The organism is Psychrobacter sp. 16-MNA-CIBAN-0192 (assembly GCF_040309565.1).
Taxonomy (GTDB): Bacteria; Pseudomonadota; Gammaproteobacteria; order Pseudomonadales; family Moraxellaceae; genus Psychrobacter.
In genome coordinates this window covers 1-281 of the sequence record NZ_JBEOOX010000150.1, presented here as the reverse complement: position 1 = coordinate 281, position 281 = coordinate 1, and the positions used below count along the sequence as shown (strand labels likewise).

Here is a 281-nt window from a genome sequence, read left to right as displayed (position 1 = left end):
GTCTATGGCCGATGTGTTTGTGGTCGCAATTATTGTGACTTACATGGCAGGTAATGCGTCAGCTGGAATGGGCGACATGCTTAAGACTCAATCTCAGTTTGAAATCGGTTTCTATTATTTTTTAGGTTACTGTATTTTTTCAATCGCCAGCCAGATGATGGTCGACATGACACAAATGCAAAAGTCGCAGAATACCGCTCGCTAATATAGACAACCGAGGCTACTAGATTTGTGAGCTGGCGACATTGAAATTCGACGTTAACGTAAAAAAGGCTTAAATC

1 protein-coding gene is annotated in these 281 nt (G+C 41.6%); it reads left to right on the top strand.

Going from position 1 to position 281, the window contains the following annotated elements:
• A partial coding sequence (locus AAEY78_RS12710; protein WP_352339688.1) for a paraquat-inducible protein A occupies nt 1-205 on the top strand: 205 nt, incomplete at its 5' end.
• Between the last annotated feature and the right edge of the window lie 76 nt (nt 206-281).